Consider the following 7,925-nt stretch of genomic DNA (forward strand, 5'->3'; position numbering starts at 1 on the left):
CTCCACCGGAGCCAGCAGACCACGCACGTAATCCCGCATCCGCCACCGCAGGTCCACCCTCAAGAACCGGCCCGCAACCCGCGCGAACACCGACTCCAACTCCGCCGCCCACAGACCGGCTTCATCCATCCCCACCACGACCAGAACAACGACGCCGACCAGCTCAGGCAACGATTTCTGACTGGAGTACTAGCTGAGCGCCGGGCAGACGGGTCCCGGGGAGCAGCGAGGCGGTCGGCGCGCCGGGTCAGCCGGACGCCGCGGTGGCTCCGCCGATGAGACGGTCGGCTGCCGCGTCGGTACGGGCGACGTCACGGGTCACCAGGTGGTCCTGGCCCAATCCGCACGGGCCGGAGACGAGGAGCGTGGCTGCGGCCCGTGCCTGCTCCGGCGGGTGGCCCAGCCGGACGTAGGCGGCGGTGATCGGGCCGATCATGGCCTCGACGGTGCTGGAGGCCGACGCGCCGTACTGCTGAGGGCCGGTGACGGCCAGGCCCTGGCGCAGGCCGGCCGTGTCGCGGACGTCGTCGAACATCGCATGCGCGTCGGATCGGTTGGCGATCAGTGCCTGTGCCGGCAGGTCGCACGACTGCCGAAGTGATACACAAGCATGGAGTTCATGGACGCCGTCCTGCCCTGGACCGCAGACGGCGACACCGTTCGGCTGCCCGCCACGCCGATCCAGCCGCACCGTGCTCCTGACCGACGACACACAGTGGACCGTTTCCGCGCGGACCCGCCCATCGCCGAGACGCTCGATCGATCCGCGGCGGTGCCCCGGCGATGAACGGCACTGCCTCACGACGGCAGTGACCGAGCCGGTCGCCCAGGGCGTCAGGCCGGCACTGGAGCGAGGGATGCGGACGGGCTCAGCGCACGGAGACGACCGTCAGGGTCTTGAGGGGGCCGGCGCCACGCAGGGTGAGGTCGAACAGCAGGTCTCCCTGCCCAGGGCGCAGGCCAGCCGTGTGACCAGGGGCGATCTCCCGTTCCGGGCCTTGTAGGCGCTCGCCCTCACGCGGCCCGTGGATGACGGTGACGTACACGGTGGACGGCCCGGTGTTGCGTATCCGCACCTGCGTGGTCTTCGAACAGCGCCGCGGCGCGTCGGGCACCGGGCACACGTAACGCAGGTCTCCGAAGCCGTATGTGCCACAGGAGAGCTCCTGGTCGGCGGGGAGGGCGGAACGGCAGGTGCGCCCGGCGCCGACACGGTTGTCACCCGTGTCGGCGCCGTCGTGCGGGAGTGAGATGCCGAGGGCGACCAGGGTCAGGGCGGCACAGGCCAGCCACGTGGCGGCCGATATGCGTTCAGGGCGTCTGCGAGCGGCTGACAGCGTGGAGCGGAGTACGGCGTTCACTGGAGTCCTCGACACGGTTCGGCGAATTCACACCGTTCAACCAACGTTGTGTTGGCGGGGTTCTCCTGCCATGACCAAGCATCGAGTGAATCTGTGACACGGAAGCGTCTGCCCCGGCTTCCGCCAGTGTGCGGCAGCGCCGCGGCGCCGATGACGCACATCGTCCGCCGGCCCGCGAACCGGGCCTCATGAGGGCGCGTCCGGCCGTGCCTGCCCCGTCTCCGTGCGGCTGCCACAACGTCGTGACGTGACAGCTGGCGCCGTTGTCGTACGGCACCACCGACGTCACCACCGCGGGCGGCGGTTCAGGCCGGGAAGGCGAACAGGCGGTACTCGGAAAGCGTCGTGAAGCCGAAGCGCCGGTACAGCGGTTCCCCCGCTGGGCTCGCCACGAGCGCGGCGGAGCGCATCCCTCTCTCCTGCCCCGCCCGGAGCGCGGCGACCGTCAACGCTGCACCGATGCCCCGTCGGCGATGCGCTTCGGCCACGTGCACGAGGAAGATCCCGGCCACCCGGTGGGCGTTGATCACCACCGTCGACCCGACCACCCGGCCGTCCAGTACCGCGGCCAACCGGACGATGTCCGCGTTGTCCTCGCGTTGCGACTCGATGCGCACCATCTCCGGCTCCAGGCCGGGCGCGATACCCATCGACGTCCGGTACGTCCGGACCAGCTTCGCCAGCCGTTCGCCGTCCCGCACCGTCTCCACCCGCAGGCCGGCGAGTGCACCGTCCTGACCGGTCGGACCGAGTGTGTCGGCCGGGTGGCCGAGCGACCTCACCAGCACCGGCAGGGCGGCGAGCTCCTGTCCGCCGTGACGCCGCAGGGCGTCGGCGGTGTCCTCGGGGCTGTCGGGCCCGACCCACCACCACCAGGGAAGACCCGCCAGGTCCCTGCGAACGGCCGCCACGGCCGGCCCGATCGCGGACGTGGACCGCGCGCGCACCACGCCGTTGAACTGCGGGGTGGCGAGCCCGCTGCGGAACTGATCGACCTCGGGTCCCGGGCGGCTCTCCGCGTCCCATCCCATGAGGTACTGGCGGAAGTTGGCGAACACCGACGCCATCGGGCCGGGGACCCGGGCAGTCTCCCGGGATTGCGTCCGGTCATCGTGTGGCGTGTTGTTCGCCCTTGCTGCATGCATCATGAACACGGCCTTCTTGCTTCGCGGTTCTGACGGGGGCTCGGTGAGTGTAATCCCGTCCGGGGTGAGGTTCCCGGCGGGAGGCCCAGGATGAGGCGGTCCTGTGTTCGCCGCTGTGTCCAGCGTGTGCGTTATGGTTCTGGCCGGCGATCCCCAACCCATGACTGTCCTTCAAAGTAAGGGCCCGTGACGTGTCTTGTCAGGGACCGTCCCACGACCCGTGGATCGCTTCAGCGTCTTCACCCGATCACGTCAGAAAGAATCGGATGCGCATCAAGAACGCGGGCGTCGTGCTCGCAGGTACCGTCGTGATGGCTGCTGTGGCCGTGACGCCCGCCGGCGCCGCCACCACCAGCCTTCCCAGCCCGTCGGTCACGGGTGTGCTCGCCGTGCAGAAGCAGGCGATGGCCAACGGGGCGCCTGGCGCGCTCACCCGCATCGACTCGGGCGCCTCCAGCTACCGGATCGCCGTGGGGAAGGCGGACACCGCGGCCGACACGGCAATGGACGCCGACCGCAGGTTCCGTGTCGGCAGCGTCAGCAAGACCTTCACCACCGTGGTGCTGCTGCAACTCGTGGCCGAGGGACGCGTCGACCTGGACGCGCCGGCGAACGACTACCTCCCCAAGCCGCTGCCGGACGATCGCATCACCGTGCGCCACTTGCTGAGTCATCGCAGTGGCTTGTGGGATTACACGAACGACATGTTCTACCACACCGTCCCGGGCTTCGAGGCGGTCCGGAACAAGGTGTTCACGTTCCAGGAACTCATCGACCTCTCGACCGCGCACCAGCCCACCAACCAGCCGGGCGCCGCCTACAGCTACTCCAACACCAACTTCGTGGTACTGGGCCAGCTGATCGAGCACGTCACCGGTGTGCCGATGGCCACGCAGTACGAGAAGCGGATCTTCCAGCCGCTCGGCCTGAAGAACACGTCCTACGTGCATCCGCAGACGACCATCACCGGCTCCTACGCGCGGGGTTACGTCCGCGACGACGACACGACCCTGCCGCTGGTGGACTCCACCGAGCAGACCGTCTCCTGGGCCCAGTCCGCCGGCGCGGTGATCTCGAACTCGGCGGATCTGAACCGGTTCTTCGCCGCGATCGTCTCCGGCAAGCTCGTCCCGCAGCCGCAGTTGCGGGAGATGATGAGCATGGTCCCGGTGAACGCGGACGGCACCCAGTCCTACGGACTCGGCCTCCGGGGCAGGAAACTGTCCTGCGGCGTGACGGTCTACGGTCACACCGGCACCGTGCAGGGCTACTACACGTACGCCTTCACGACGGCCGACGGCAAGCGCAGCATGACGTCGATGGCGAACACGTCCAACAACGGCACCGTCAACACCGTGCTGGCCGGCACTCTGGAAGCCGCGTTCTGCGGCGTCGACCCGGTCAAGAACAGCAAGGTCGCCCGCTCCGGCGGTGAGGCCTTCACCGAGGACATCTCTCCCCAGGTCGTTCGCCACTGAGCCTCCCACACGCCCGGGAGGCGAACTGATCACCCCCGGGGCTCCGCGGCGCCGGCCGGCGGAGGTCGGCACCGCGGACACTCGCTCCCCGTGCACGGTGGGCCTCGGACCTTCGTCACGGACGACCGCCGGTGTCACAGACCGGGTGCCTGTTCGGTCAGACCTTCAGCCACACGGGCCCATGAAGGGAATGACGGACGATGACACCTGACGGGGATCTCCCCGCACCGGAGCGGGGCCTCCTTCTCACGCATTTCCTGACGGTGCGCGATGTCGAGGTGTCCCGGCGCTTCTACGCCGACGTCTTCGGCGGCGAGGTCGTGATGGGGGAGAATCCGGCGATCGTCAAGGTCGCCAACACGTGGATCATCATGAATCCCGGCGGCGGTCCCACGCCCGACAAGCCAGGCGTCACACTGGAGGCGCCACGAAGCGGTGAGCGTGTTTCCAGTTTCCTCAACGTGCGAGTGGCCGACATCGCCGCCTTCTACACGCATGCCGTCGCGAACGGTGCCGACTTCCTCACCGAGCCCGTCGACCGCGGATCCGAGCTGCGCTGCTACTTCCGTGACCCCGACGGCTACCTCATCGAGGTGGGTCAGTCCACCGGTTTGCTGACAGGGATCCACGCGGCCACGCCCGAAGAGTCCAGTTGAGCACCGCGACGCGGTTCCGTCCATAGGGGAGTTTCCGGATGAAGGTCGTTGTGTTCGACGACGGCGGGCTCATAGGCGCCGAGACCGCACTCTGGGTCAGGGATCACGGACACGAGGTCGATCTGATCTCGGCACCCGGGGGTCTTGACTCGCTCACGCGAGAAAAGATCGCCGAGTCCCTGCGTAATTGTTCAGTAGTGATCGACCTCTCTCGTCAGCCGTCCCTGAACACCGGGATCGCCACCGATGATCACGGCCTTGTCATGGACGAGGAGGGCCTCGTCGCGTCATGGCGACGTTCCACCAGCGCCCTCCTGCAGGCCGAGACGGCAGCCGGTGTCGACCACCATGTCTCCCTGTCCGTGGTAGGTGTGGACCGTGTGAGAAGTGAGGGTGCTTTCCGAGCCCTCCAGGCGCACGAAACCATGATTCAGCGGTCCGGCATTTCCTATTCCATAGTGCGCTCCACGCAGATGTTCGAGTCGGCCGAGGACATAGCGACTGCCGGCACCGAAGACTGGATCGTCTGGGTGCCGCCGGTCGAAGTGCGCCCGGTGGCCCTGACCGACGTGGCCATCCTGCTCGCGCATACTGCCGTGTCCCGCCCCCTGATCGGCGTCCGTGAGATCGCCGGCCCTGAGAAGTTCAGGCTGGACGCGTTCGTGCGTGCCGCCCTCACCGCCGTGCACGCGGAGCACCGCCACGTCTTCACGGACGTGCGCAGCCCCTTCTTCGGCGCGCGTCTTCGGCCCACGGACCTTCTGCCAGGGGCCGACGCCTTCATTGCGCAGACGAGCTACCGGGCATGGTGCACCAGTCGACCTGGGCGGGAGAGCACCGAGAGACGTGGCAGCGCCGAGCACCCGGACGGCGCCTACAGGCCCCGTCACGGATCTTCCGACGACGGCTGCCCCAGAGAGTGAAGAACATGAACCGCGGCATGAAAGAGAGCGGCTGATGACGTCGCTGAGGATCCGCCTCCTCGGTGCGGTCCGTGAACTCGCGGCCGTGGAGCTGCCCTCTGTCACCTCCGTCCACAAGGGCCCGGCCGCTGCGCCGTTTCGCCTTGGATTTTCACGTTCCGGACGAGCGCGAGTGGTCCCGCACCGATCGTCTCAGCGACTACTGCCGCTGAGATCATCTGCCACCGACGTGGATGAAAGAGGATGATGCATGTCCGGACACGCCGCGGAACCGGTGCCTCAGATGGTTCTGTCTCCCTTGACCAGTGCGGCGATCTTCCTGGTCGTCACGATCGACAGCGGTGGCGAGACCACCGTTCGCGAACTGCTGTCGGATCTCGGCTCACTGGAACGGGCCGTGGGGTTCCGTGTCCAGCCCGACGGCAGGCTGAGCTGCGTCACAGGTATCGGTTCGCACGCCTGGGACCGGCTGTTCGCCGGACCGCGCCCGGCCAGGCTGCATCCATCCCGGGAACTGAACGGTCCGCTGCACCGGGCCGTGGCCACCCCGGCGACCTGCTGTTCCACATCCGCGCTTCGCGGCTGGATCTGTGCTTCGCGCTCGCCACGGAACTCATGAGCCGACTGCGCGGAGCGGTCACGGTCCAGGACGAAGTGCATGGCTTCAAGTACTTCGACGAACGTGACCTGCTGGGCTTCGTCGACGGCACGGAGAATCCGACGGGCCCGGCGGCGCACGCGGCCGTGCTCGTCGGCGAGGAAGGCCCCCGGTTCACAGGCGGCAGCTATGTCGTCGTGCAGAAGTACCTGCACGACCTCGACGCATGGACAGCCCTGCCGGTCGAAGGAGAAGGCGATCGGTCGCCGGAAGCTGTCCGACGTGGAACTGGCGGACGACGCCTAAACCGGCGGACTCACACGTCGCTCTGACCACGGTCACCGACGCGGACGGCAACGAGCGCGAGATCCTCCGTGACAACATGCCCTTCGGATCCGTGGGCCGTAGGGAGTTCGGCACCTATTTCATCGGGTACGCGCGCACTCCCGAAGTCACGGAGACGATGCTGGAGCGCATGTTCCTGGGCACGGCGTCAGTGTCCTACGACCGGATCCTGGATTTCTCCACTCCGGTCACGGGCTCCCTGTTCTTCACGCCGTCCGCCGACTTCCTGGAAGACCTCCCCGACCCGCTGGCCCCTGAGCCCTCCGCCGCTTCTCCGACCGAGGAACACGGCTGAGGATCCGCGGTACCTGCGAGTTCAGGACTGCGCGGGGACACCCGCTGCGGCCGTAGACCGTCGCGGCGCGCTGTGCGCGGGGACGGGACGCACGCCTGCCGTGTTCCCTGGCGACGGGGCATGCGTGTCCGGTGGGGGAGGGCCAGGTCCCCCACCCACCGCGCGATCGTCTCCCAGTCCAGCGAGGCGTGTCGAGCCGGCGCAGGTCGATGCGGTCATCCCGGACCCCGGGCACGGTGACGACGTCGCGGTGACGCCGTACGGCCGCTGTGCCGACCGGTAGCACGTAGTCCAGGTCACCCCCGGGACCGGACCGGTCGTCGGTCAGAGACCGACGTGTTCCAGCACCACGACGGATCGTTGCAGGCGAGCGCGGTGATCATCAGCCCGATGCAGTCGTCCGGGGTGAAGGCGCGACGATCCGTAGGACCGGAGCTGCGGCCAGGAGCCGGCCGGGTCGAACGGATGCTGTTCAGCATGAAGGGAACGTCGGCCGGGCCGCCGAACACGTGGCCGAGTCGGCGACGTCCCTCGTCCTGCAGCCGGTGCCGGCGGGTTCTGCCCCGGCGCTCCCGCGGTCGGCGAACCGGACGTACAGGTGCACCGGTTCACGGCGGTGAGCGGTCCGGTGCAGCAGGCCGGCAGCCGAGCCCGTCCGCCATGAGCCGGCCAGCGCCTCGGGTGCGGCAGAGGACATGATGCGCCACGCGGCGCGAGAGTTTCGTTTAGTCCTACTCGGCCCGATCGTGTGCAGATCGGCTTCGATACCTACGAACTCTCGGAGGGCGACTCGGTCAGCTTCGACCCGATGACGCCACACCGTCTGAGCGACGAGTTCGATGCCTGTGGAGGCGGTCCGGGGCGTCGTCGGAAGCCGCGATGACACACGCGGCCGGACGGCGCCCAGCCCCGAGTCCGACGTGGCCGCCTGCCGTCCCTGCGTACCTGAGCGGCGTTCCACGCCCCGAACCGGCTTCCGTGGCGCGAGCTGTTCGTCGGCGCCCCGCGCCACCCTCGCCGGAACGGCGGTGTGCGGCCGCTATCGGCGACCCGGCCGGTGCCGCTCCGTGCGCCCTTACGCCTCTTCGTTCACCCAGCTCATCAGCTTGCGCAGCTGCTTGCCG

Annotated in this window: 6 protein-coding genes and 2 pseudogenes; 4 read left to right on the forward strand and 4 right to left on the reverse strand. The window is 68.5% G+C overall.

All coding sequences use genetic code 11. From position 1 onward, the window contains the following. The 4 genes and pseudogenes from AQJ11_RS53055 to AQJ11_RS44675 all read right to left on the reverse strand — a co-directional run. A pseudogene (locus tag AQJ11_RS53055) lies at positions 1–129 on the reverse strand (IS701 family transposase); the annotation flags it as partial. A 118-nt stretch (positions 130–247) separates the two neighbouring features. Then, the gene (locus AQJ11_RS44665) at positions 248–535 is read right to left on the reverse strand and encodes a hypothetical protein (RefSeq protein WP_059267341.1); all 288 of its coding nucleotides are present in this window, start codon (positions 533–535) and stop codon (positions 248–250) included. 334 nt (positions 536–869) lie between these two features. Continuing rightward, positions 870–1,361, reverse strand: coding sequence for a hypothetical protein (locus tag AQJ11_RS44670; protein WP_059267342.1), 492 nt, complete (start codon positions 1,359–1,361; stop codon positions 870–872). A gap of 305 nt (positions 1,362–1,666) precedes the next feature. Then, positions 1,667–2,428: a GNAT family N-acetyltransferase gene (locus AQJ11_RS44675; protein WP_244218680.1), complete on the reverse strand. Its 762-nt coding sequence runs from the start codon at positions 2,426–2,428 to the stop codon at positions 1,667–1,669. A gap of 344 nt (positions 2,429–2,772) precedes the next feature. On the opposite strand from AQJ11_RS44675, the gene AQJ11_RS44680 reads away from it, so the two are divergent. The 4 genes and pseudogenes from AQJ11_RS44680 (at position 2,773) to AQJ11_RS44695 (ending at position 6,801) form a co-directional block, all read left to right on the forward strand. Beyond that, complete coding sequence (locus AQJ11_RS44680; protein WP_059267343.1) at positions 2,773–3,984, forward strand: serine hydrolase domain-containing protein; 1,212 nt, start codon at positions 2,773–2,775, stop codon at positions 3,982–3,984. A 200-nt stretch (positions 3,985–4,184) separates the two neighbouring features. Then, positions 4,185–4,640 (forward strand): VOC family protein, encoded by a 456-nt coding sequence (locus tag AQJ11_RS44685; RefSeq protein WP_059267344.1) that lies wholly within the window; start codon positions 4,185–4,187, stop codon positions 4,638–4,640. 38 nt (positions 4,641–4,678) lie between these two features. Then, entirely contained in the window at positions 4,679–5,563 is an 885-nt protein-coding gene (locus AQJ11_RS44690; protein WP_244218681.1) for an SDR family oxidoreductase, read from the forward strand. A 250-nt stretch (positions 5,564–5,813) separates the two neighbouring features. Then, positions 5,814–6,801, forward strand: a pseudogene (locus AQJ11_RS44695) (Dyp-type peroxidase). The last annotated feature ends 1,124 nt before the right edge of the window (positions 6,802–7,925 follow it).

The sequence above is a fragment of the Streptomyces corchorusii genome (assembly GCF_001514055.1).
In the GTDB taxonomy this organism is placed as follows: Bacteria; Actinomycetota; Actinomycetes; order Streptomycetales; family Streptomycetaceae; genus Streptomyces; species Streptomyces olivaceoviridis.

Coding starts and splice junctions, on each gene's coding strand:
- AQJ11_RS44665 (WP_059267341.1), bottom strand. CDS start 535: ATGTTCGACGACGTCCGCGACACGGCCGGCCTGCGCCAGGGCCTGGCC.
- AQJ11_RS44675 (WP_244218680.1), bottom strand. CDS start 2,428: ATGGCGTCGGTGTTCGCCAACTTCCGCCAGTACCTCATGGGATGGGAC.
- AQJ11_RS44680 (WP_059267343.1), top strand. CDS start 2,773: ATGCGCATCAAGAACGCGGGCGTCGTGCTCGCAGGTACCGTCGTGATG.
- AQJ11_RS44685 (WP_059267344.1), top strand. CDS start 4,185: ATGACACCTGACGGGGATCTCCCCGCACCGGAGCGGGGCCTCCTTCTC.
- AQJ11_RS44690 (WP_244218681.1), top strand. CDS start 4,679: ATGAAGGTCGTTGTGTTCGACGACGGCGGGCTCATAGGCGCCGAGACC.